The following is a 22,516-nucleotide window of genomic DNA, read 5'->3' on the forward strand; positions in this document are numbered from 1 at the left end:
GGTGGTCTCCGCACCCGGAGACGTGGCCGTCTCGGCTGCCGGCGGGGTTTTCCCGCACGCGACGAGCAGGAGCTGATGCTGGAGACGAGGACGGCGGAACGGCTCGTCTTGGTCTTCATCTCGGGACCTCCGGTCGGCATTCGGTGTTCTGCTGTTTGGTCGGTGTGGAAATAGACAACGCGTGATGCCGCGTCTGTCAGACACAATCCTTCCTCAACAGGGCACGCGAACCTTCGAGCACAGTTGACCGGGAGCGTCCGTGAACTGGTCGCCGACCACGGTCCTTCTGGTGGGCGGCCTTCGATAGGAGGGCCCGGCTGCCACAGGGTTTGGGCGGCCCCAGTCAGCGGGTCAGAGCAGGTCCGGCCACGCACACCAGCACGTGTGCGTGGCCGGACCCTCTGACCCTACAGGGTGTTCTTGAAGAATTCCACCGACCGCCTGAGGGCCACGCCCAGGTTCCGGCTGAGATTGTGGTCGTCCCCCGGGTAGGAGAAGAACGTGGAGGGCTGCCCCGCGGCTTTGAGGCCCCTCGCGGGCGCCTGGGAGAAGCTGATGGGGACGTGCGTGTCCCCGGTGCCGTGGTGAAGCTGGAGGGGGCGCCCCTTGAGGTCCGCCAGAAAGGAGTTCGGGGAGATCGACCGGTAGAGGGCCGGGTTGCGGTCCGGCGTGCCGTACCTCGCGAGCATCTGGGCGCGGGGGTCATTTCCCCCGGAGCCACCGCCCCAGCGGGGGAGGTCCTGGAAGATCAGGCTGTACGGGCCGACGACGCCCGCCCAGATGTTGCCGGCCTTGATCTCGGGGTTGATGACCATGGCGCGTAGGGTGATGTGCCCACCCATCGAGTGGCCCCACATCCCGATGCGCCCGGGATTCACGCCCTTCAATTTCTGGAGGGAGGAAAAGGCGTTGAGCACGTCGACGGTGTACTCCGGAGACCAGTAGGCCGCCGCCGCGGGCTCTCCCTGCGAACTGCCGTGGCCCCGGTAATCGGGCTTGAGGACGACGAACCCGGCGCGGGCGAAGGCGTCGACGTAGGCGACGTACCGCTCGGTGGTCCGGTACTGCTGCGGGGGGATGTACCCGTGGTTGAACACGATGGCGGGCCAGCCCCCCCTGGGCGGCGTACCGTTGGGAACGGTGAGCAGGGCGTTGATGCGCATCCCGTCCGAGAGGTAGGACACCACGCGCCGCTGGTAGCCCGCGCCCGGGCGGAGCGTCTGGCGGGTGGTGAGGGCGCTGCCCGGGTAGGCGCGCGCCCGCATCCGCTCGATGGAGAGGGGAGCGGCGTCCGTCTGGGCGAGCCGGGCCTGCGCGGCCGGGGCCGCAGTCACGCCGGCGAGCAGCAGGGCGAGGCGCAAGGGGTGGGGCATGGTCGTTCACCTTTCACGAGGGCGAGGGGGACAGCGAGGGGGTGCCGGACAGGACCTCCGGGGGCCACCGCACCCTACCCGGCCCTTGTTCGGGTTCTGTAAAGCCGGCCCTGGACGCGGGCCTCGCGGGTGGCGCTCCTCCACGCTCGCCCCTGCTCCGGCGGTCAACGGCCGAACACCCACTGCGCCACCTGCGTCCCGGCGAGGAGGCGTGCCACGGCGAGCGGCACGGCGAGCGCCAGGAGTCCGTACGCCACGAGCACAAGCACGAACTGGGCCGGGTTCCCCGGGAAGCCCAGGCGTTCCAGGTACAGCAAGACGGCCGGGTGCAGCAGGTACACCTGCAGGCTCACCGTGCCCAGGGACGTGAGCGTCCGCATCAGCCAGCCGGGGCCCCGGGTGAGGGCGCGCGCGAGCCCCAGCAGGGCCAGCGAGGCGGCCGTCGTGTAGGACCAGTTGGCGAGGCTGTAGGCTGCGGAACTGACGGGCGCGCCCTGAAGCAGGGCCACCGACAGGGGCACGTACCAGGCGAACGTGAGGAGCGTGGCCGCGACGATCCAGAGGCGCCAGCGGTGCCAGAAGCGCTCGAACGGCATGTCCTGGGACCCGAAGGACATCCCCAGCGCGAGCACCGGCACGTACCACAAGACCATCGTTGCCGGGAAGCGGAAGTGGAGCACGCCCGCGCGGTTGAGCAGGTACACCAGCAGTTGCAGCCCGCCGGCTCCGGCCAGCACCCACGAGAAGCGCGGCCTGCGGCGGAAGAGGGGCAGCAAGAGCGGCAGGATCAGGGAGAACTGCAGGGCGATCAGGAGGAAGTACAGGTGGAAGTACCCCTTCCCGTACTGGAGCCAGACCCGCCAACGGTCCAGGTCCCCGAGGACCGCCGGTGGGTCCTGGCCCGTGAGCACGCGGAAGCCGACGTAGGCGACCGTCCAGAAGAGGTATGGCACCAGGACCTTTTGGAAGCGTGACCGGACGTAGGTCCCGAGGTGGAAGCGGCGCAGGGCGGACCGGGTCAGGACCAGGGCCGTGAGGAAGAGGAACGCCGGCACCACGAAGTGCGAGCTGCGGTTGAGGACCATCAGGCCCTCGCGCAGAGAGGAGCCCGCCGCCGCGTGACGCAGCGCCAGACCCGTCAGGTGGTGCAGCACCACCGCGAGGATGATCACGCCACGGTACACGTCGAGTTCGACCATCCGGGCGGGGCGCGCATCCGGCGCGGTCTTCGCCGGGGTCAACGCCTCGCCCTGGTCCCGGACACCCGCGGCGGATCGCCCGCCTCCCTGGTCGCGGGAGCGCTCAGGGGGTCCACGCGGCCCTGCTTGCCACATGGTCGGGGGCTGGCCTCACGTCCGGCTGAAGCCGGGCCAGTTCTCTGGGGAACGAGAAGCCCATTCATCCTCCTGTCCCCCGGGTGGGGGACTACAACAGGGCCTGGAGGTCGCGCACCAGCTCGCGCTCGTCGAGGCGGCCGTGCACGACCCGCTGAATGCGGCCACGCCGGTCGATGAAGACCGTGGTGGGCAGCGTGGCCCGGTACTCGTGCGCGACCACGTCGCCCGGGTCCCGCCCGGTGAGCACCCCGAAGAGGAACTGCGCGTCGTAGCGGGCCAATTCTGCCGGGGTCACGTGCGCGTGGAGGCTCAGCACCGCCAGGTCACGGTCCACGTACTGGTACTGGTACAGGCGCAACAACCGGTCGTTCGCCCGGCAGACCGCGCAGTGGACGTCCCCGAACAGCACGATGACCGCCTTGCCCCGCAGGTCGGAGAGACGGACGGTCTCCCCGCCCACCGCGCGCAGCACGAAGTTGGGGGCCGGTGGGCCGGGGCGGGCCGCCGGCCCACCGCCACCCGCGAGGGCGGCGCCGAGGAGGGTCAGGACAGTGAGGCAGACGGCAGCGCGAATGTTCATGGCTTCTCCCGGAAAGCAGGTGAATGGTGCGGCCTGGTTGTACCGCCCGGAGATGAGGGCTGGGAGGGCACCAGTCCACCCCGGGCGGGACCGGCGTTTGGCCGGAGAGGGCACGCGGCGGCGGAGCGGCGTCCCCGGGGTCACGATGCACGGCCAGGATGGTCCGACATTCCCCTGCACCGCCCCACCTCGCCGTGACGCACCCCTACGCCCCGAGCGCGCGGCTGGCGACCTTCTCGAAATGCAGCAGTTCCTTGCTCCGTGGGTAGGCCCTCAGGGCCCGCCGGGTTAGGTTCAGGGTCTTGCGGTGCTTGCCCGCCCGGGTCCATGCCTCGAAGGCCTCCTGGCGATACAGGAGGTACAGGGTCGGCACGCCCAGCGCCACCGCCCGGTCGAAGTTGTCCGAGGCCGCCGCGACGTTCCCCAGCCGGAGATTCGCCTTGGCCAGGCCCCACCAGGCATAGGGGTCGTTCGGGCGCGTCTTCACGTCCTGCTCCCCGTGGAGTTTGGCGTGCCGCCAGTTGGCGGCCACGCCGAAGTCCTCGCCCAGGGCCGCCCGCACCCGCGCCTCCTTCCCGGGCGGATACGCGACCAGGTACTCGCCGTTGTAGTACCGCCACAGGTCCTGCACCTCCGCCGTGGTGAGGCTGAGCGAGGGGCCCCGGATGGGGTCGCTCACCAGGAAGCGGCCCCGGCTGTACCCGTACACGGTGCGGAAGTGCGCCACGTTGCTGCCCGCCCGCAGGCGCTGCTGCACCACCACCGGAAAGCCGCGGGAGACCAGCTCGCGCAGCACCTCGGCGTCCCCCGCATAGCGGATGACGCTGCGCAGCCCGAAGCGGCCCAGGTAGGCGGCCAGTTCCAGGCTGGTGACCTGCGGGTCGCCGGGGTAGTCCTTCATGGCATTCGCGACCTGCACCTGGCTGACCCGGGTGCCGTAGTACCCCAGGACCGTCAGCGCCGTCACCGGGGCACAGTTGTCCGGGCCCTGGTACTGATGGCGGATGTTCTTCAGGGTGACGCTCGCGGGCAGGGCGGACGCCGACCCGGCAAGCGCGCAAAGAGCCAGCGAAAACAGGGGAAGCGGTCGCATCGGCATGGCCTATCTTGCCGGGGGCCTGTAAAAAACCTGTAAAGAACGCGTCGGGCGAGCAGGGCCCGCGTTTGAGCCTTCGTTGGGACAGATGCGCGCCGGGCTTCCCGCTCTGCTCCCGCAGGTGAGCATCGTCCGCCGCTTATCTCAGGCTCTTTCCAGAGCGAGGTGGAGGGCGTGGATCAAGGTCACGAACCCGACCTCCACCTGTTCGTGGGTATCCCTCAAGACGAACGTTGCGGAAGCGGAGCCTGGAGCCGCCCTCCACGCCACACACTGAGACGGTGACCTGGGGCGTTCCGGGTGAGCTGGCGACGGTCGAAGTCCTCCACCGGGGGTTTGTCCGGCAGCTATCGTGAAGGACGTGACCCTGCCCGCCGCGCCCCAAGCCCTCGCGCCCCTGCCCACCTGGCTCTCCCAGCCGGTCGGGCGGGCCATGAACCCACCCGTCCATACCCGCCTGCAGGAGCTGCCGTACCACGAGCTGAGTTGGCAGGATTTTGAACGGCTGTGCCTGTGCCTCGCCCAGCGGGACGCCGCGGTGGAGGGCTGCCGCCTGTACGGTGAGCAGGGCGACGCGCAGGCGGGCATCGACCTGTACGCGCGCGAACTCGACGGCGAACAGTACGTGGTGTACCAGTGCAAACGCGTCGAGGACTTCGGCCCCGCGAGGATCAAGGCGGCCGTCGAGAAGTTCCTGGAGGAGGACGGGTTCGTGGGGCGTGACCGCACCTCCGCCTTCGTGCTGTGCACGATGGAAAGCCTGCGGGGGAAGCAGCGGGACGACATGTTCCGCGAACAACAGGGGTGCTGGAGGCCCACCACATCCAGCTCCTCCGTTGGGACGCGGACGAACTCAACCACCTGCTCAAGCAGGCGCCCGAGGTCGTGGACGATTTCTTCGGGCGCCCCTGGGTCGAGGCCTTTTGCGGTGAGGACGCGGCGCGGGCGCTGGGAGATCGTCTCGACGCCCCCAACTTCTTGCAGTTGCGCCAGGGGCTCCGGTCGTTTTACGCGTCAGTGTTCGAGCAACATGACTCCGGCGTGGCCCTGACCGACGCCGGCCGTGTCCACGCGCCGTCCTTGCGCGAACGGTTTATCCTGCCGGACATTCTCGACGCGCCGCCCGGAAGTCTTCCGGCCTCGCGGCCCCCCCGTCCTGACGAGGAAGAACCCGAGACCGAACACAGCCCTGAGGCGCGGCGGCGCCGCCGGGAGGTCCGCACCGTGCGTCCCTCCGCCGACACCCGGCGGCGGGGACTGGAGGGCTGGCTGGTCGAGCACGACGCCCATGTAATCCTCGGCGGTCCTGGCTCCGGAAAGAGCACATTGCTGCGTTTCGTGACCCTCGACCTGCTCGACGACGCGCCAGAACTGGGACAGGTGGCGGGCCGGTGGGGTCAGCACCTCCCGGTGTGGGTCCCCTTCGCCTTCTGGACGCGCGTGATCTCGTTCGAAGGCGAGGGCACCATCTCTCTGCACGAGGTGATGGGGCAGTGGTTGCGCGCTTTCAACGCCCAGGACCTCGCGCCGCTCATCGACCGGGCCCTGGACGACGGGCGCCTGCTCCTCGTCGTCGATGGCCTGGACGAGTACGTGCGTTCGGACTACGGTGAGCTCGCGCTCGACCGGCTGCGGGTGTTCGTGCAACAACGCGGGGTGCCGGTGCTGCTCTCCAGTCGCCCGGACGGTTACAAGTTATTCAAGGCCAAGCTGAGCGGCTGGGCGGACGGGCACATCGCCGACCTCTCCGAGGCACAGCAGCGCCGCCTGGCCGAAATCTGGTTCGCCCACCAGCTGAGAAACGCGGACGAGGACCTGGGTGATGACGCGGTCGTGCGGCGGACGGCGGCGGAGGTCGAGGCCTTTTTCGAGGAGTTGCGCGACTCACCAGACCTCGCGCACCTGGCGGCCGTGCCGCTCCTGCTGTGTCTGCTCGTCGCCCTGCGCCGCGCGGAGGTCGCCCTGCCGCGCAGCCGCTTCCGGGTGTACGAGGAGGTGGTCAAGCACCTCCTGGAGGCGCACCCCCGGCGTCGGCGGCGGGCCGCGGCGATGGGGGACGACGACCACTCCCTCTCCCCGCTGGAAACGCGGCAGGCCTTGGAGCGCCTCGCGTATGAGATGCACTGTGCCCACCCCGAGGGCGTGATTTCCATCGACACCGCCAGCGAGGTGGTCGCCGCGTATCTGCAGGACGATGAGGTGGGCCTGGGCCTCGGGCGGCGCGAGGCCCGCACGTCTGCGGCGCGCCTCGTCGCCGTCGGGGAGACCAACTCGGGGCTGCTCGTGGGGCGGTCGCCGCACGAGGCGGGCTTCTTCCACCGTTCGTTGCAGGAATTCCTGGCCGCCGGGTACCTCTCACGGCTGGACGACCAGCTGGAGGTCGTCCGGTCGCGCCGCCTCGACGCCCAGTGGCGTGAGGTCTTGCTGGGCACGCTGCACTTTACGCGGCTTCCGCAACAGGCACGGAAGCTTCTGGACGTGCTGCGCGCCCCGGGTGGCACCGTCGCGCAGCGGCAACACCTGGCCCACCTGCTGGCGGAGGCCGCGTTCGGGGAATTCCCAGTTCCGCCAGCAGTGGCGCAGGAGCTTGCGCACGACACGCTCGCGGCCATCGAGCGAGAGACGTGGGTGCCGCAGCGTGAACGGCTCCTGGGCCACGCGCTTGATGGTCTGCAATCCGCCAAGGTGCGAGATCTGGTGCACGAGCGGCTTCGCCGTTGGTTCCCCGAGCGCCTGCGCTACCGTTCAAGCGCACTCGAGGCCATGGGCACGTGGCCCTTGGAAGAGGAAACCGTCGCACTGCTTTTCCAGGGGTTGCATGAAGAGGAGGCCTCGGAGCGGATCGCTGCCGCCAAAGCTCTGGCTGCGCTGGGGAACCAACAGCCTGGGCTGTTCGAGCAGCTCGCGCGCGTCGCACGGCAGGCCCACTCGGTCGAGGCCCAGGCGGGCGCCCTTCACGCGCTCGTCCTCGGGTGGCCGGAGGCCCTAGACCTCTCGGAGATGCTTGACCATCACGCCGCCTCACCCCATCCCGAACATCGCCTCCTCGCCTATACCGGTCTGGCCAAACAGGGTCGACTCACCGACATGCAGTTGAACGATACATTGTCCTTTCGCGGATACGGGGGAGGAATCTCTTACACACTCCGCGATCTGGTGGTTGACGTTCTAGTGCAGGGGTGGCCAGGGGACCCGAGAGTGAGAGAGGCCTGCCTGCCTGGCGGTTCCCAGGCCGGAATGGACAGAGAGTTGAATTGGCAGGTGCTGCTGAGGGGCTTTTCTTCTGATCCTCAAGTGCTGGGTGCAGTCGGCAAAGAGATTCGTGGAGAGAAACCTCCGTTCCTGGGCGTGAGCAACGCGTGGCCACTGCTGCTCCGCCATTTTCGTGATGCTCCCGCCGTCATGCTGGCCATCGACGCCCGCCTAGAGGGCGGCGATTTGGGGGAGCGCGATCTGTTCTTCGCGTCCCTGGTCCGCCGGACCGCTCTCGCCAAGACGAAGTTGCTCGGCAGTCTTGATGACGGGTTCCGACACTGGCCGGTCCACGCCCTGCTGGAGGGCTGGGGCATGGATGACCCGGAGGTGGCCCCCCGACTCCTGGCGCTCGCCACCGGACCGGACGACGTGGCCGCCAGTATCGGGTTCCTCATTCCCGACATCATGCGTGACGCCGACGCCGCTCGTCAGCGGCTTCTGCCCTTGCTGCGCGACCCAGAGTGCGCCCGGCCCGACTTCGTGCTCAGCGGACTGGCCAAGGTCGGGGTGGGCGAGGTTGGTCCGGCCATGCTCGATGCCGCCTTCCCCCACCTGGGCAGGCCGCGTGGGCTGGGGTACGGCGGGCTCGATCACGTGTTGCAGTTCTTCCCCCAGGAGCCGCGCATGCTGGAATACGCCCGGCAGCTTTTAGAGGAGGGCGCGGAGTGGGCAGGCTCCGTGGCCTATCACCTGCGGCACGACGCGGCCATTCGGCAGGCGGTGCGGGACCGGTCGATGCCGCTCGACCCCGGTTCACGGTTCGTCATCGCTTCCAAGCTCCGGCAGCGCTGGGGCGACCCGCAGGAAGTGCTGGGCCTGCTGGAGGCGCACAACGAAGAAGGCGATCCGGAGACGCGCGTGCAGTGCGCCATCAGCCTGGCCCTTCGCGCCCGGGCGGAAGGGCGCGAGCTGACGCCCATCGTCGAGCTCTTCGTGCGGGACGCGAGTACGCCCGGCATAGGAGGCAATACCGGTCTACAGGCGGGCATCGCCGGGTTACTTACCCTCGGCGAACTCGGTGCAGTCACCGCCGAGGTTCATGGTCGCAGGATCACGGAATGGATCCATCCCCTGTTGGAGACCTCTTTCGATACCGCCGGAAATTTTGTGGCCACGGTCGCGCAGCACTGGGAGGAGGTCCGTGAAGTCGTGGGTCCGGCCCTCTTCAAGGGTCGCGAGGAGAACGCAGTCCGTGTCTCAAGCCTTGCCGCCCTGGCGGCATACGCGGAAGGGTCCCCCCTGATGAGCCGGCAACTGTTGCAGGTTATAGAACAGCACCGCTCGCTCAGGCGTTCCCCGGCCATCTTGCAGTTCCTGGGGCGGGTACTTCCCGGGAGTGGGCTCCTGCTGGAGGCGTGCCTGGATGCGCTCGAGGAGGAAAATTCTTACCGAGACACTCCCCTTGCAGCGGCCCAGTTGCTGGGGAAGCACTTTGGAGGAAGCGGCCCGGTGCCGGAACGTCTCACCACGGCGCTTGGCGAGATGCCTCCCCGGGAGGACGTTCTGATGGCCCTGACGGAAGGTTGGCCGGACAGCCTTGTCGTCAGGGAGGCATACGACTGGTACGCAGCCAACAAGGCGAGCGCGTCATATCCTCTCTACTTTCGTCTGGCTGGCCTGCACTCCACGCCGGAGAAACTGATCGAGGCGCTCAAAGCCACGTTCGAACACTGCGCGTCGGTTCCCAAGATCGCTTCCGAAAGCATCGTGCCCCCGCTGGTCCGGCGCTTGCGACACGACCCGGCGTTTGGCGCGGCCTTGGCCACCTGGTTGACGACGGACCGTCATCCATCGGCTCTCGCCACGGTCCCGAGGCTTCTGGCCCGTGCGGGAGTGCTCTCCGATGAGCTTCGGAAGTGGTGCACCGCAGAAGTCGAACGGCTGAGCGGCGAGGACACCACCGCGCCGTTGGGCATTGACCTGCTCGCCGGGCGCGTGCGGCCTGTTCTGCACAGCCTCCTGGACGCGATTTGACCAACGACGGCTCCCGTCATCCACCCGCCGGGCATTTGAAGGAAGCGAGCCGACGTGAACGAGGGGCACCATATGACGCAGGGGGTGGAGATGGTCCTTCACCGGCGCCATTCCATGTCGGGCCTCCATCCCGGGTGAACTGGGCGGTGCACCTCCACCCTCAAACGGTCAGGGGAAGGGTGACCAGGCAGAACTGGGGGAAAGCTGGGGCGATGGCAGAAGCTGGGTGGCCGGACATCCGCGCACGGCCGAGGGGACTGGCGCCGGGGCCAGCGGGTCAATGGCCCCGCCCGCGGCGTACACCCGGTAGTCCACGTGCGGCCCGGTGCTGTGGCCGGTGCTGCCGACCCGGGCGATGAGCTGCCCGGCCTGGACCTGTTCCCCGACCTGCGCCACGTTCGCGCTGTTGTGGCTGTAGCGCGTCCGAAGGCCCCCCTCGTGTTGGAGCAGCACCGTCCAGCCCCACCCGGAACGGGCGTCGAAGTACGACTCCACCACCACACCCGCCGCCACCGCATAGATCGGCGTTCCCTGCGGGACGGCCAGGTCGATGCCCTGGTGCACCGGGGAGAAGGAACTCGTCAGCCGGGCACCGCTCACCGGCAGTTCCTGGCGAGGTGCGGCCTCGGTTCCGGGGGCCGGGACGACCGGGGTGGGAGGTACGGGGAAGGCAGGCGTGGACCCCGGCGATACCGGTTCCTGGGGAGACGGGGGAACCACCGAGACGACCTGCGCAGGTGAGGCAGACGACGTCGCCCCGGGCACCCCGCTGGTGGGCGGAGTTGCGGGCGAGGCGGCCAGGGGCGAAGGCAAGCTGGGCGTTGCCTCCGGCGCCACCCCAGCAGCCGGGGTTGATCCTACCGGCACCACCAGCACGCGCCCCACCATCAGCAGACGCCCCGGGTCCACCTGTGGGTTGAGAGCCAGCAGGCCGGCCAGGGTCAGCCCATGCTGGCGGGCGACCGCCGAGAGGGTGTCCCCCCGCCGAACGGTCCAGGTCGTGGTGCCGGCTGGAGCCACGGGCCCCCCGGAAACGACGGGCTCCCCCGCAGGCACCGCTGGGGGAGGGGCTGCGACTGGAGACGGCACGGGAACGGGGAGACCCACCGCGCCCGGAGGCAAGGTCACGCTGAGGCCCGCGCGCAGGTCCGACGGTTGGAGGCCCGGGTTGGCGAGCAGCAGGTCCAGCGGGGAAACGCCGTACCGCGCGGCGAGCCGGGGGACCGTGTCGCCCGGCAGAACCGTCACGTTCACGGCGGCGGCCAGGCTGGTGCAGGCGAGCAGCAGGGTCGAGAGAGGGCGCATGAGCCCGCAGCCTGACAGATTTCGGGGGGGACGGCCTGTGAAGCGGTCCACAACCGGGCAAGGTGGCGACAGGCGGGAGAAGCTGCGACTTCCCCTGAACCGGGTGGGGGACCGCCTGGTCACGGTTCGGCCGTCGGCGGGCGCACCATCTCCGGACGCAGGGCGTAGAGGGACAGCAGGGTGGAGCTGATCTCCCGGAAGATGGGGGCGGCGAGCTGCGACCCCTGGTATTCCCGCTTCGCGCCGCGCACCATCACCGCGACCGTGAAGCGCGGCCTCGCCGCCGGAAGGAAGCCCGCGAAGGTGGAGGAGAACACCTGGGCGCTGTAGCGGCCGTCCACCACGACCTGGGCCGTGCCGGTCTTGCCGCCCACGTGATAGCCGGGCAACTCCGCTTTCGTCTTGATCCCGTCGTCGACCACCCCGTGGAGCAGCTCGCGCATGGTGGCGGCCGTCTGCGGCGTCAGGACTCGCCGGGAGGTGCTCGGGGCGCCTGCGAGGATCCGCGGCGTGACGTACCGCCCGTCGTTCGCGAGCACGTTGAAAGCCACGGCGAGTTGCAGGGTAGTGACGGTCAGGCCCTGCCCGAAGGACTGGGTGGCCTGGGTCAGCGGGCTCCAGTCGGCCGGGTCCCGCAACAGGCCGTCCCCGGCGGGCAGACCCAGCCGGACGGGCCGGCCGAAGCCGTACGCGGTGAAGTACCGGTGCAGCAGCTCGGCGGGCACCCCCTCCACCAGCCGGGTCATGCCGACGTTGCTGGAGTAGCGCAGAATCTGGCGGGTCTTGAGGGTCGGGGGGTGCGCCACGATGTCGTTGATGGTCGCCCCCGCGAAGCGGCGCCACATCGGCGTGTCGTACTGGGTGTCGGGGGTGGTGCGGCCCTCGTTCAGGAGCGCGGCCACCGTGAGGGCCTTGACGACGCTGCCCGGCTCGTACTCGTCGAGGACGGCCCGGTTGCGCCAGCGGTCCGGCGGCGTCGCCCGCCAGGCGTTCGGATCGAACCCGGGCACCGAGGCGAGGGCGAGCAGGTCACCCGAGCGGGTGTCCAGCACGGCGGCGGAAGCGTACTCGGCGTCGGTGCGCTCCAGGGCCTCGGTGAGGATGCTCTCGGCCGCCGCCTGCACGCGGGTGTCCAGGGTGAGGGTCAGGTCCTCGCCGCGCCGCAGCTGGGGGTCGCTGGCCCGCTCAAGCCCCTCGAGGCCGCCGGAGGCGCCGACGAAGCCGATCACCGGCGCGGCGAGGGGGCCCAGCGGGTAGACACGCCGGGGCAGGTCGCCCCCAGCGAGCACCCGCCCGTCGGCGCTGCGCAGCTCCCCCCGGGGGGGCGCCGCCACCGAGGCGGGCGCGGGACGGGCCGGTATGATGACCCCGGCCAGGGCCACCGCGAGGGAGGCGAAGGCCAGCAGGGCGGCAATGGCGAGGCTGGCCGCGCGGCGTTTTAGGTGGAAGTCACTGGCGTGAAACAGGGGGTGGGGCACGGGTGAAGGGTCTTTCTCCAACAGGACAGGGGGGTGCCGGGGGTCTGCGGACTCAGGGGGTGGCGGGTGCGGGGGCGCCGCCCATACCGGGCATGTTCTGTTGACTCATCCCGGGCATGCCGGGGTTCATGGCCGGATTGCCGGTGAGGCCCCGGTCCGACATGGAACGGGCGAGCCAGGCCGCCCCCAGCACGGTGGCGAGCAGCAGGGCCGCCGCCAGCCAGGCGCCCGACCGTCCCCGGCGCGGACGTGGCGAGGTCACGCGGACCCCGGAACTGCGGACAACAAGAGGGCAGGGGGGCAGGTAGGCATGTCAGGTTCCTCCACCGGGAGCTTAGGCGGGGTGTGTTTGCGTCGTGTAAAGCTTTACCGCACCTGAACAGGACTGCCGTAGCGTGCGGCCCGTGAACGAGCGCGTCACCTTCCGTGCCTGGCGAGCCCGCCTCAACCCAGCGCCCCTGCCCCCCTGGCTGGGAGACGCGCTGGGCGGCGTGGTGTTGGGCCTGCTGTTCCTGCCGTCGCCGCTGGCCGTGCTCGCGCCGCTGCCGCTGGCCGTGCTCCACCGCCGCCTGGCGCGCAGTGCGGGGGGGCGAGCGGCCCTCGGTCACGCGTTCGTGTTCGCCCTGGCCTTTTTCAGCGCGCACCTCGCCTGGCTGCCCGCCAGCATGGCGGACGTGCTGGGGCCGCTGGGCGGGCTCCTCACCGTGCTCGTCCTGCCCGCCGCGGCGCTGACCTGGGCCGCCCCCCTGGCCCTCACCCGGGTGGCCTTCGGGCCCCGCACCCTGCTCGCCCTGCCCTTCGCCTGGGTCCTGCTCGAGGCGCTGCGCACCCAGGGTCCCCTGGCCTTTCCGTGGGGCGCGCCGGGGTACGCCCTGACCCAGACCCCGCTGGCCCAGCTCGCCAGCGTCGGCGGGGTCTCGCTCCTGACGCTGCTGGTGACCGGGACCGCCAGCGTCCTGGCCAGCCCCGGCGGCGGGCGGCCCCCGGTCCTCCTGGCCGGGCTGGCCGTCTGGGGCGCCGGCCTCGTGTGGGGACGACAGGTCACGCCCCCCCTTGCGCCCGCTCCCCGCACCGCCGTGCTCGTGCAGGGAGCCATCGATCCGCGCCTCAAGGCCCGGGGGCGTACCCTCGACGAGTTCCGGGTCTACCTCGACCTGACGCGGGGCGCCCTGCGCCCGGGGGCGGCGGACCTGGCCGTGTGGCCGGAGACGGCGAGTCCGCTGCCCGCCTCCGACCCGGGGGCGCTGCCCGCCCTGCGGGGGCTGGGGGTGCCCCTGCTGCTCGGCGCCCCGGGCGACGTGCCCGGTCAGGCGCGCAACAGCGCCTACGGCGTGGACGGCGGCGTCACGGGTCGGCAGGACAAACGCGTCCTGGTGCCGTTCGGGGAGAGCCTGCCCTTCTCGGGCGTGCTGGGGGTTCTCTACACCCCCGTGCTCAGGAGCCTGGGGATGGCCGGCTCCACCAGCCTGACCCCCGGAAGGCTCCTGAACGTGCTGCTCTTGCGGGACCTGCGGGCGGGGGTGAGCATCTGCTACGAGTCGGTGTTCGGGTCTCTCAGCCGCCAGGCCGTGCGGGCCGGGGCGAACCTGCTCGTCGTGATCTCCAACGACGCGTGGTTCGGCCGGGGAGCGGGGGCCGAGCAGCACTTCCAGATGGGCCGCCTGCGCGCCATCGAGACCCGGCGGTTCCTGCTGCGCGCCGGGAACGACGGGGTGAGCGCGGTGATCGACCCCTGGGGCCGGGTCCGGTTCCGTGCGCCCCGGGGGGAGCGGGGCGCCTACCGGGTCGCCTTCGACGTCTCGGCGACCCGCACCCCCTTCGTGCGGTACGGCGACTGGGTGGTCTGGGGGAGTGTGCTGACGTTGTTGATCGCAACCCTGCACCCGGGTCACCGCCGACCGGGGAGACCGTTGTGCCTCACCGCCGCTCCTGCTCCCGAGGCTGGACCGGACGACGGCTAAGTTTGTAACCTATTTATCATTCTTGTGAAAGCGAAGGCCAGCACGGAGGTGCGCCAATTCGTGGAGCGGCAACCTGAAGGCGAGCCATTCTTACCGACGGAACTGCTGCTTTACGGCACGCGCGCGAGTATCGACCAAGCGATCTCCCGCTTGACCAAGGACAGCATTGTGGTTGGTGTGGGCGCTCGCCCAGACCTTCGCGCTGGGTGGGAGCGAGGTCCCGATGGCGTTCAAGGGAGGGACCAGCCTCTCCAAAGGGTACGCTGCCGTTACCCGCTTCAGCGAGGACCTCGACATCACCCTGGGCCTGCTCAGCGCGTCGGGTCGCACCCCCCAAAACCTCGCCAAGATGTCGCGCAATGCGGGGGCACGCCAGCAGCGACGCGGAAACACACGCTCAGGGCTCACCCCCTCTGTCAGCATCCGGGGTCAACCTCGGCCCGACGCATTACAGCTCCCGGACCCAACGCCCCGACCTGTAGCGACACCACAGCACGGCGGCGCGCAGGTAATTGTCGAGCAGGGTCGCCAGCCACACGCCCGCCAGGCCCCAGCCGAGTTGGACGCCCAGCAGGTACACGCCCAGTGTCCGTATCCCCCAGATGCCCACCAGCGTCGTCCACATGGGAAAGCGCGGGTCGCCGCCCGCCTGAAGGGTCGCGGTCAGGGCCGTCATCACCCCCGTTGCGGGTTGGGTGAGCACGTCGATGCCCAGAGCCAGCACGATCAGGGCCACCACCCGCGCATTCCCCGTGAACAGGCTCGCACCCCGGAACGACGCGATCCAGGCAAGGAGCGCCAGGCCCGTCATCAGGGCGGAGGACAGCCGCACGCCTGCCCAGGCGTAACGCCGTGCCTCCCTCTCCTCTCCCGCGCCCAGCCGCTGGCCGACCCGCACACTGGTGGCCGCCGCCAGTTCCGTCCCAGCGACCGAGGCGAACAGCGTGAAGTTGCCGCTCAGGGTGTGGGCGGCGCACACCTCCGTGCCCAGCCACAGGATCAGCCCGAAGTACACGATCTGCCCGAAGCGCATTGCCAGCCGTTCCAGGGCACTGGGGAGACCCAGGCGGGCCATGCGGCGCAGCACCCCCACATCCGGCCCGGCTTTCCGCCAGGAGGACGGCATCGCCCCGGCCCGGCGAAGTCGCCCGAGCAGCAGGGCGCCCCGAGCAGCCGCGCGAGGACGGTCGCCACCCCTGCCCCCACGAGCCCCAGACCGCCGAACCCCACCCCGAAGATCAGCAGCGGGTCGAGGACGACGTGTGCGGCGTTCATTCATAAACCCGCCCGCAAGGCCGCCCGGGTGTCCCCGGCCCCGCGCAGCACCGCGCCCGCCGCGTACATCACCGCGATGATTGCCGAGGGCACGGCCACGATACGGAAGTAAGTTTCCCCCGCCGACCGAACTTCCGGCGCGGCCCCCATGACGGTGAGCAGCGGCCCGGCCAGCACCAGGGCGAACAGGCCGTAGGCCAGCCCCACCGCCACGGCCAGCCACAACGCCTGCATCGTCGCCCGCTGAAAGGCGGCAACGTCTCCAGCTCCAGTGGCTCGGGCGCTGAACGTTCCCGAGGTGGTGGCGACGGCGAGGAACACTGCGAAGAACACCTGGAGCAGGGCGTTGCTCACGCCCACGGCGGCCACTGCCCCCAGGCCCAGCCGGGAGACGAAGAAGGAGTCCGCAAAACCAACGGCACTCTGGAGCAGGTTCTCGGCGATGGTGGGCCAGGCGAGGACCTGCAGGTCCTGGGTGCGGGGTGGAAAATGACCGGCCGCCCACCTCACAAGTCCACCTTGGCCGCGCGCCACGCGGGCAAGCGGGGCAGGCAGAGCCTCCTGCCCTTCTCCCAGCCGTCCGGGGTCTGACCGCTGACAAACACGAGCGCGTTCAACGGCTTGCCCCTACCTCGTGAAATCCAGATGCAACTCCACCCGCTGTGCCCGGGGTGACACCCACACGCTGCACACCGTGGCCCACCGCTTCGCGGTCCCGTCCAGCAGCCGCACGCTATCCCCCAGGGCGGGAGACCACTCGTCAAAGACCAGAGACACCACCGCCGTCCTGCGGTCTAGCCTCAGGTACTCCACCCTGAACTTTGTGCCCCCACACCGCACCGTCACCGCGCCTTCCGGCCACGACTCGTCCATCTCGTCCGGTCCACCCATGCTCGCCCCTCCTCTCCAGCGCGGGCTCCCACCCGGCGCGCGTCGAAATCGCCCGGGACCAGCACCACGAGGACCTCTGGCGCCACAGTTAGGGGCCACACTAAGAGACTGTCTGGAACGTGTGGGATCAAGCAGAAACCGCGTGTTGCTGGGCAAAAGCGGCGAGTCGGCGAAGCATACGACGAATGAACGACAATAAGATGAAGGCTTCGGTGGTCTCGGGCAGCAGGTCATATTCACGGTTCAGTCGGCGGTCGAAGGACAGCCAGGCGAAGCTGCGTTCCACAATCCAACGCTTCTTGATGACGATGAATTCCCGATGCCCCCGGAAGGTCTTGATCTGGGCCTCAGTCAGCTCTTGACCCTCTGGGAGCCAATATCCACGGATATTGGCATCCGGGCGTTGCACGATCTCGACGCTCTACCCGAGTGTGGTCTTGACCCATGCCTCCCACTTTCCCTTGTACCCGCCGTCGGCGAAGAGATGGAGCTTCATCTGCGGCTGTTTGTGTCGCAACTCCTTCAGGAGTTGCTGGCTGCCCTCCCGATCCGTGATGTTCGCGGGCAGGACCTGCACCGCGAGCAGCAGGCCCTGGGGATCGACGATCAGGTGGTGTTTTCGTCCGTTGATCTTCTTGCCGCCGTCGTCACCACGGGGCCCCCTTTTTGAGAGGTCTTCACGCTCCTCGAATCGACAATTCCAGCGGTAGGCACCGCGTTTCGTCCGAGAACCTCACGCGTTTGTGCCCGGAGCGCATTGTTGATGCGCTCCCACAGCCCGCTCTGCTTCCACTGCCGGAAGTCGTCGTACACCGTCTTCCAATAGGGAAAATCAGCAGGCAACAGGCGCCAGGACACCCCACCGCGTTTGACGTAGAAGATGGCGTCGACGATGTCCCGACGAGCGATACGGGCCGGTCGTCCACCGGGTCGGGGCGCCGGGATGAGGGGACTGAGGATGGCCCACTCTGCATCGCTGGTGTCGGTTGAAGAGGTCCGGCGCCGAGTCACGCAAAAATGGTAACATTCCCGGGACGACCCCCTCCTGCACGCTTTCCAGACAGTCTTTAGTGGGCCGTCAAGTTTGGTCTGTCGGTTTTTTGGGGTAGAGACGGCTGAGCTTTGCTCGTGCCGTCTCCGAGGTGAAGGCCCAGTCGATGGGTCGGCCCCGCTCGTTGCGCAACTTTCCGTACACCCCAACCACGCGCTCCAACTCTTCGCTCGTCCCGATCCGGTGATCGAGGGCCTGACGGGTCAACGCCGCAAACTCAAGTTCAATCGCGTTGAGCCAACTGCCGTGCTTCGGTGTGAAGTGGAACTCCAACTTCCTTGCCACACGATGCGCTTCTGTGGGCTCGAAGGCCTCGTACAGCGCCCCTTTGCTATGCGTGGCGAGGTTGTCGAGAACGACCAGGACACGCTCGGCTTGAGGGTAAAGCTCGTCAACGAGGCGCTTCATAGCGAAGGCGAAGTCGAGTTTGGTGTGCCGTTCGGTGACCTCGAAGTCCACCCGGCCTGTCTTGGGCTCGACCACACCGAACAAGTTGATGGTGCCGTGCCGGGTGTAGAGGTAGTCGTAGCGAGCCAGCCGTGCTGGCTCGGTCGGGAGACGGTCGTTGACATCGGAGATGAGGTGGCAGGGGCGTTCATCGAAACACACCACCGGTCGTGAGGGGTCGTACTCCCGGGCGTACAGGTCCAGGACGTCTTCCATCGCGGCGACGAAGGCGCCGTTGTGCTCGGGTGGGATGACCCATTGTTCGTGCAGGTGCGGCTTCAGGATGTTTTTTTGAGATAGACCCGCACGGTTTCATGCGAGATGGCGTCCACGTGACCGAGTTCGACCATTTGGTCAGCGAGGAGGCGCAGCGTCCAGGTCTTGTGCCCGAGAGACTCGGGCACTGCACTGCAGGCCAGCGCGATCAGATGCGCTTCGGTGCGCTCGTCGAGCTTTTTCGGCTTGAAGCGTTGTGGCCGCAGATGATCGAGTGCGGCTTCGAGCCCGTCCAGCACGTAGCGTTGCCGCACACGCAGGACCGTTCGAGGGTTGACTTCCAAGGCTTGGGCAATGAGTTGATCGTGCAGCCCAGGGCCCTTCTGATCCGCTTTGAGGAGGATGCGGGCATGGGTGAGCTTGCGGGTAGGCGCGCTGCCCACCTTGAGCAACGCCCGGAGCTGCGTCCGTTCCTCGTCCTTCAACTGCACCAGGTACTTCATGCCCCACCGTAGGCTGACCCCAGCACATGGGGGTAGTCCCTGACACACCTTTCCTGACGGCCCATTAGTGCGACCCCAGTTAGGGTCACCTCGGCCGCCCGCAGCACCTCACCGTCCACACTGGCCCAGGCCGGTCCACCACGGCGCTTGACCGTCACCTGCCACGCCGTGAAGTGCCGCGCCCGTCCTCCTGCTGCCCAGCCCAGGCTCACCCGCAGCGGGCTCACGAGCCGCCCGTCCCCGAAGGCCAGCACGTCGAGTTGCCGGTCGGCCACCGACGCCCCCGCAGCGGCCCTGCGACGTACCGCCCGTTCGCCACCAGCAGTTGGCGGGCTCTTAACCGCAGTTGCCCGGTCTCTCTGGTCACGTCGAGGTCGAGCGCCCGGTGCCGCCACAACACCTTCGCATCCGCCACCGGCCAGGCGAGCAGCCCCAGGCGGCGCTTGAGGTCCGGGGTCAGGGTGCGCGCGATCTCGGCCGACAGGCCCAGCGCCACGCTGTTGAGAACCACCCGCTCGCCCACCCGCCCACGTCCACCCACGCCCGCACCCCGGCGGCGATCACGCACGCCGCCCCCGCGAGGTCGAGGGGCACCCCGACGCTGCGCGCAAAGGTGTTGCCGGTGCCCGGGGCAGCACGCCCAGCGCCGTGTTCGTGCCCGCGAGCCGCCCCGCCGCGTGCGACAGCGTGCCGTCCCCACCGCCGCCGACCACCAGAGGTGCGCCCCGGGCGACCTCCGTGCGCAGCAGCGCCTCCGCCCGGGTGGGGTCCTCCACCGGACAGGGACGGACACGCCCGCGTCCCCCAGCAGCGTCACGGCGCGGTCCAGCTCGCCCCGGCCCCGCCGCGCGCGCAGGTTCACCAGCAGCGCGACAGGCTGCGGCTCCGGGTCCCCGCCGAACGTCATTGCAGGACCACCGGGTCGCTGTTCATGCGACCCCGGCGCCCATGGCCGCCCCCCAGCCTCATCTCAAGATCACCGCCAGAGCCAGCAGCGCGGCGAGCAGGACGGGTGGGGTCAGGATGAGCCCTGCCCGGAAGTACTCCCCCCAACTCACCTTCACCCCGCGCCGCCCCAGCAGGTATAACCACAGCACCGTGGCGAGAGTGCCGATGGGCGTGAGCTTGAGCCCGATGTCCGCGCCCACGATCAGCGCGTAGGCCAGGCCCTGACGCACGTGCGGCGACAGCGTGGCGCCCTGCACCCCGAGCAGGGCGAACAGCACCGCCGGGAGGTTGTTCATGAAGGCACTCAGGGCGGCCACACTGCCTCCCGCCGCCAGCACGCCCGACAGCGTTCCATGCCGCGCCGCGTCCGCCACCAACGCCCCGTACCCGGCGGTGAATCCGGCGCCGCGCAGCCCGTATACGACCAGGTACATCGAGAGCGCGAACACCACCACATCCCAGGGGGCGTGCCCAAGCACGGCGCGGCTCGACACTTGGCGCGAGCGGGCCGCCACGAGCCAGAGGGCCACTGCCCCAGGGTGGTGATCCCGCCGAGCGGCACGCCCAGCGGGTCCGCGAGAAAATATCCCACCAGCAGGAGGGGCAGCACGGTCCACCCGGCGAGGAACAGGCCACGCGACCGCAGCGCGCTTCCTGGGGACGGTAGGGGCGCCGGATCGTACCTTGCTGGCAAAACGCGGCGGTACAGGACGAGCAGAACCACCAGGCAGGCGAGCAGCGCCGCCACATCCACCGGGCGTACTGCGCGAAGTCCAAGTGAAAGGCGTCGGCCACAACGATATTGACGAGGTTCGAGACCGGCAGGGGCAGGCTGGTGGCGTCCACCGCAAAACCCACCGCGAAGGCGAACGCGAGCGTGGCCGCCCGGGACAGCACGAGCACCCCCGCGAGTTCCAGCGCGACCGGCGTGAGGATGAGCACGGCGCCGCCCTGGGCGAACAGGGCGGAAACCAGGGCAGTGAACACGATCAGCAGCACGAAAAGGGCCACACCGCGCCCCCGGCCCCAGCGGGCGAGGTGCAGTGCCGCCCAGCGGAAGAAGCCCGCCCCGTCGAGCAGCAGGCTCATCACGATCAACCCGACCAGGGTGAGCGTCGCGTTCCAGGTAGCGTGCCACACCACCGGGATGTCCGCGGGCCGGACCACGCCCAGCAGCAGGGCAAGGACGGCGCCGCCGAGCGCGGCCCAGGCGGGTTTCAGGCCGCGGGGCTGCCACACCACCAGGGCGACCGTACCGAGAAAGACCAGCAGGGCGCTCACTGCCTCCTCCGGGCGTGGAGCCGCTCGACCCTCAGGCGGTCTCGGGGGTCAAACAGCGCCCGAAAGGCCAGCAGGGTCACCGTCAGGCTGCCCAGCGCGCTGCTGGCGGCCAGCACGAACATGATCACGATCTGGTAGCGCACCGCCGTGTTCGGGGAGGCGCCCGCCAGAATTTGCCCGGTCATCATGCCCGGCAGGCTCACGATCCCCAGCACCGCCATGCTGTTGAGGGTGGGAATCATGCCGGTCCGCACGGCGGCGGCGACCTCGGCGTGTGCCGCCTCCCAACGGGTCGCCCCCAGCGCGAGCAGGCCCTCGATCTGGGCGCGGCGCCCCACCACGTCCGAGGTGAAGCGGTCGAGCGACAGCGACACGCCGGTCAGGGTGTTGCCCAGGACCATCCCCAGGATGGGCACGGCGTACTGCGGCTCGAACCAGGGGTGGACGCGCAGGAGGCCCGAAAGGGCCAGCCCCGTCAGCAGAAAGGAGCTGCCGAACACGGCCAGAAAGGCGTCCAGATACACCCGCGCGTAGCGCTCGCGGCTGCGCCCCACCGCCGCCTGCCCGGCCAGGACCGTCATGACCAGGCCAATTCCGAGCACCGGCAGCGGGGAGCGCAGGGCGAACACCCAGCCCAGGATCAGCCCCACCGCGAGGAGTTGCGCGACCATGCGCGCGCCCGCCACCAGCACGTCCCGCTCCAGCCCCAGGCGCAGCCGCGCCGACAGCACGACGTTGATCAGCAGCAGCGCGGCGGCCAGGGCCAGCTGACCGGCACTGATCGGCACGCTCACGGCGTCCCCGCCTGAGGCTGGAGGGTCACCTCGCGGGGAGCGACCCGGGCCCGCTGCGCCGGGTCGTGGCTGACCCACACCAGGGCGCGGCGAGGTGCTGAGCCAAGCCACCCAAGCAGCAGCCTTTCCGCCCGCCGGGTGGCCTCCGGGTCAAGGGACGCGGTGGCCTCGTCGAGCAGCAGCACGGCGGGGTCCAGCAGCAGCGCCCGGGTGAGCGCCACGAGCTGCCCCTCACCGCCCGAGAGAGTCGACGTATCCAGCCGCAGGAAGGCCCCCTCTCGCCCGAGGGCCGCGAGCAGCGCCTCTGCCGCGGCGACATCGAAGGTGCGGTGGCGGTGCGCCGCCAGGGAGAAGGGCCGCCGCAGGTGGTCGAGGACCGTGCCGCCGTCCAGGGCGGGGCGCTGGGGCAGGTAGGTGACCTGGGCGCGGTACTGAGGCATCGGCCACGTGGACTGCGGCAGGCCCCCATACATCACCTCGCCGCCCTCCAGGGGGTCCAGCCCGGCCAGGGCCCGCAGCAGCAGGCTCTTGCCCGATCCGGACGGCCCGGTGACGGCCACGCTCTCCCCGGCGCGGACGGTCAGGCCCAGGTCCTGCCAGAGCGTCCGGCCCTCCACCGTGCGCCGCAGGCCCGACGCCGACAGCAGGGCCATCAGCGGCCCCAGGCCGACCGGAACGCCGGGCCGGGGGAGCGACCGGCCCGGGACGCCTCCGGCCGCAGGCTGGCCGCGACAGTCAACCACCGCACCTC

The 22,516-nt window shown here is 69.7% G+C and carries 23 protein-coding genes and 2 pseudogenes; 4 read left to right on the forward strand and 21 right to left on the reverse strand.

The window, feature by feature from the left end:
- Window positions 1-407: 407 nt before the first annotated feature.
- From DAETH_RS22615 to DAETH_RS22630, 4 genes are all read right to left on the reverse strand, one after another.
- Window positions 408-1,373 carry an alpha/beta hydrolase family protein gene (locus tag DAETH_RS22615; protein ID WP_264778791.1) on the reverse strand — a complete coding sequence of 322 codons (966 nt, stop codon included), beginning with the start codon at window positions 1,371-1,373 and terminating at the stop codon, window positions 408-410.
- Window positions 1,374-1,537: 164 nt separating this feature from the next.
- Window positions 1,538-2,614 (reverse strand): acyltransferase, encoded by a 1,077-nt coding sequence (locus tag DAETH_RS22620; RefSeq protein ID WP_264778792.1) that lies wholly within the window; start codon window positions 2,612-2,614, stop codon window positions 1,538-1,540.
- 184 nt (window positions 2,615-2,798) lie between these two features.
- Window positions 2,799-3,290, reverse strand: a complete 492-nt coding sequence (locus DAETH_RS22625) for a TlpA family protein disulfide reductase (RefSeq protein ID WP_264778793.1) — start codon at window positions 3,288-3,290, stop codon at window positions 2,799-2,801.
- Between the two features lie 205 nt (window positions 3,291-3,495).
- Window positions 3,496-4,383 (reverse strand): C39 family peptidase, encoded by an 888-nt coding sequence (locus tag DAETH_RS22630; RefSeq protein WP_264778794.1) that lies wholly within the window; start codon window positions 4,381-4,383, stop codon window positions 3,496-3,498.
- A 364-nt stretch (window positions 4,384-4,747) separates the two neighbouring features.
- Between DAETH_RS22630 and DAETH_RS22635 the strand changes: the two genes are divergently transcribed.
- Both DAETH_RS22635 and DAETH_RS22640 read left to right on the forward strand, forming a co-directional pair.
- Window positions 4,748-5,437, forward strand: coding sequence for a restriction endonuclease (locus DAETH_RS22635; protein WP_264778795.1), 690 nt, complete (start codon window positions 4,748-4,750; stop codon window positions 5,435-5,437).
- A gap of 173 nt (window positions 5,438-5,610) precedes the next feature.
- Window positions 5,611-9,615, forward strand: coding sequence for an NACHT domain-containing protein (locus DAETH_RS22640; RefSeq protein ID WP_264778888.1), 4,005 nt, complete (start codon window positions 5,611-5,613; stop codon window positions 9,613-9,615).
- A 168-nt stretch (window positions 9,616-9,783) separates the two neighbouring features.
- On the opposite strand, the gene DAETH_RS22645 is transcribed toward DAETH_RS22640, so the two are convergent.
- The 3 genes from DAETH_RS22645 to DAETH_RS22655 form a co-directional block, all read right to left on the reverse strand.
- On the reverse strand, window positions 9,784-10,920 hold the full coding sequence (locus tag DAETH_RS22645) for a peptidoglycan DD-metalloendopeptidase family protein (RefSeq protein WP_264778796.1): 1,137 nt from the start codon (window positions 10,918-10,920) through the stop codon (window positions 9,784-9,786).
- Between the two features lie 119 nt (window positions 10,921-11,039).
- Entirely contained in the window at window positions 11,040-12,398 is a 1,359-nt protein-coding gene (locus DAETH_RS22650; RefSeq protein ID WP_264778797.1) for a peptidoglycan D,D-transpeptidase FtsI family protein, read from the reverse strand.
- A 52-nt stretch (window positions 12,399-12,450) separates the two neighbouring features.
- Entirely contained in the window at window positions 12,451-12,660 is a 210-nt protein-coding gene (locus DAETH_RS22655; RefSeq protein ID WP_264778798.1) for a hypothetical protein, read from the reverse strand.
- Between the two features lie 142 nt (window positions 12,661-12,802).
- Between DAETH_RS22655 and lnt the strand changes: the two genes are divergently transcribed.
- Entirely contained in the window at window positions 12,803-14,359 is a 1,557-nt protein-coding gene (gene lnt / locus DAETH_RS22660) for an apolipoprotein N-acyltransferase (protein ID WP_264778799.1), read from the forward strand.
- Between the two features lie 175 nt (window positions 14,360-14,534).
- A pseudogene (locus DAETH_RS22665) lies at window positions 14,535-14,699 on the forward strand (nucleotidyl transferase AbiEii/AbiGii toxin family protein); the annotation flags it as partial.
- A gap of 108 nt (window positions 14,700-14,807) precedes the next feature.
- Here DAETH_RS22665 and DAETH_RS22670 read toward each other — a convergent pair.
- The 14 genes and pseudogenes from DAETH_RS22670 to DAETH_RS22735 all read right to left on the reverse strand — a co-directional run bounded on the left by DAETH_RS22670 (window position 14,808) and on the right by DAETH_RS22735 (window position 22,418).
- On the reverse strand, window positions 14,808-15,485 hold the full coding sequence (locus DAETH_RS22670; RefSeq protein ID WP_264778800.1) for an MATE family efflux transporter: 678 nt from the start codon (window positions 15,483-15,485) through the stop codon (window positions 14,808-14,810).
- Window positions 15,486-15,634: 149 nt separating this feature from the next.
- Window positions 15,635-16,144, reverse strand: a complete 510-nt coding sequence (locus DAETH_RS22675) for an MATE family efflux transporter (protein ID WP_264778801.1) — start codon at window positions 16,142-16,144, stop codon at window positions 15,635-15,637.
- 117 nt (window positions 16,145-16,261) lie between these two features.
- Window positions 16,262-16,525, reverse strand: coding sequence for a hypothetical protein (locus DAETH_RS22680; protein WP_264778802.1), 264 nt, complete (start codon window positions 16,523-16,525; stop codon window positions 16,262-16,264).
- A gap of 127 nt (window positions 16,526-16,652) precedes the next feature.
- A complete protein-coding gene (locus DAETH_RS22685) occupies window positions 16,653-16,934 on the reverse strand; it encodes a transposase (protein WP_264778803.1) in 282 nt (93 codons plus the stop codon).
- 12 nt (window positions 16,935-16,946) lie between these two features.
- The gene (locus DAETH_RS22690) at window positions 16,947-17,156 is read right to left on the reverse strand and encodes a transposase (protein WP_319993771.1); all 210 of its coding nucleotides are present in this window, start codon (window positions 17,154-17,156) and stop codon (window positions 16,947-16,949) included.
- Window positions 17,132-17,536: a transposase gene (locus DAETH_RS22695; protein ID WP_264778804.1), complete on the reverse strand. Its 405-nt coding sequence runs from the start codon at window positions 17,534-17,536 to the stop codon at window positions 17,132-17,134. Before DAETH_RS22695 ends, DAETH_RS22690 begins: the two co-directional genes overlap by 25 nt.
- Window positions 17,537-17,603: 67 nt before the next feature.
- Window positions 17,604-18,308, reverse strand: coding sequence for an IS630 family transposase (locus DAETH_RS22700; protein WP_319993772.1), 705 nt, complete (start codon window positions 18,306-18,308; stop codon window positions 17,604-17,606).
- Window positions 18,302-18,742, reverse strand: a complete 441-nt coding sequence (locus tag DAETH_RS22705) for a helix-turn-helix domain-containing protein (RefSeq protein WP_264778805.1) — start codon at window positions 18,740-18,742, stop codon at window positions 18,302-18,304. Before DAETH_RS22705 ends, DAETH_RS22700 begins: the two co-directional genes overlap by 7 nt.
- Window positions 18,739-19,017, reverse strand: coding sequence for a hypothetical protein (locus DAETH_RS22710; RefSeq protein WP_264778806.1), 279 nt, complete (start codon window positions 19,015-19,017; stop codon window positions 18,739-18,741). The genes DAETH_RS22705 and DAETH_RS22710 overlap by 4 nt, the downstream gene beginning before the upstream one ends.
- Window positions 18,966-19,310 carry a hypothetical protein gene (locus DAETH_RS22715; protein ID WP_264778807.1) on the reverse strand — a complete coding sequence of 115 codons (345 nt, stop codon included), beginning with the start codon at window positions 19,308-19,310 and terminating at the stop codon, window positions 18,966-18,968. Before DAETH_RS22715 ends, DAETH_RS22710 begins: the two co-directional genes overlap by 52 nt.
- Complete coding sequence (locus DAETH_RS22720) at window positions 19,303-19,518, reverse strand: diacylglycerol kinase family protein (RefSeq protein WP_264778808.1); 216 nt, start codon at window positions 19,516-19,518, stop codon at window positions 19,303-19,305. Before DAETH_RS22720 ends, DAETH_RS22715 begins: the two co-directional genes overlap by 8 nt.
- A 189-nt stretch (window positions 19,519-19,707) precedes the next feature.
- Window positions 19,708-20,971 (reverse strand): annotated as a pseudogene (gene arsB / locus DAETH_RS22725) (arsenical efflux pump membrane protein ArsB).
- Window positions 20,968-21,765 carry an ABC transporter permease gene (locus DAETH_RS22730; RefSeq protein ID WP_264778809.1) on the reverse strand — a complete coding sequence of 266 codons (798 nt, stop codon included), beginning with the start codon at window positions 21,763-21,765 and terminating at the stop codon, window positions 20,968-20,970. Before DAETH_RS22730 ends, arsB begins: the two are co-directional and overlap by 4 nt.
- Entirely contained in the window at window positions 21,762-22,418 is a 657-nt protein-coding gene (locus DAETH_RS22735) for an ABC transporter ATP-binding protein (protein WP_264778810.1), read from the reverse strand. The genes DAETH_RS22730 and DAETH_RS22735 overlap by 4 nt, the downstream gene beginning before the upstream one ends.
- Window positions 22,419-22,516: the final 98 nt, after the last annotated feature.

Source organism: Deinococcus aetherius (assembly GCF_025997855.1).
Classification (GTDB): domain Bacteria; phylum Deinococcota; class Deinococci; order Deinococcales; family Deinococcaceae; genus Deinococcus; species Deinococcus aetherius.

Coding starts and splice junctions, on each gene's coding strand:
- DAETH_RS22615 (WP_264778791.1), bottom strand. CDS start 1,373: ATGCCCCACCCCTTGCGCCTCGCCCTGCTGCTCGCCGGCGTGACTGCG.
- DAETH_RS22625 (WP_264778793.1), bottom strand. CDS start 3,290: ATGAACATTCGCGCTGCCGTCTGCCTCACTGTCCTGACCCTCCTCGGC.
- DAETH_RS22630 (WP_264778794.1), bottom strand. CDS start 4,383: ATGCGACCGCTTCCCCTGTTTTCGCTGGCTCTTTGCGCGCTTGCCGGG.
- DAETH_RS22645 (WP_264778796.1), bottom strand. CDS start 10,920: ATGCGCCCTCTCTCGACCCTGCTGCTCGCCTGCACCAGCCTGGCCGCC.
- DAETH_RS22670 (WP_264778800.1), bottom strand. CDS start 15,485: ATGCCGTCCTCCTGGCGGAAAGCCGGGCCGGATGTGGGGGTGCTGCGC.
- DAETH_RS22680 (WP_264778802.1), bottom strand. CDS start 16,525: ATGGGTGGACCGGACGAGATGGACGAGTCGTGGCCGGAAGGCGCGGTG.
- DAETH_RS22705 (WP_264778805.1), bottom strand. CDS start 18,742: ATGAAGTACCTGGTGCAGTTGAAGGACGAGGAACGGACGCAGCTCCGG.
- DAETH_RS22735 (WP_264778810.1), bottom strand. CDS start 22,418: ATGGCCCTGCTGTCGGCGTCGGGCCTGCGGCGCACGGTGGAGGGCCGG.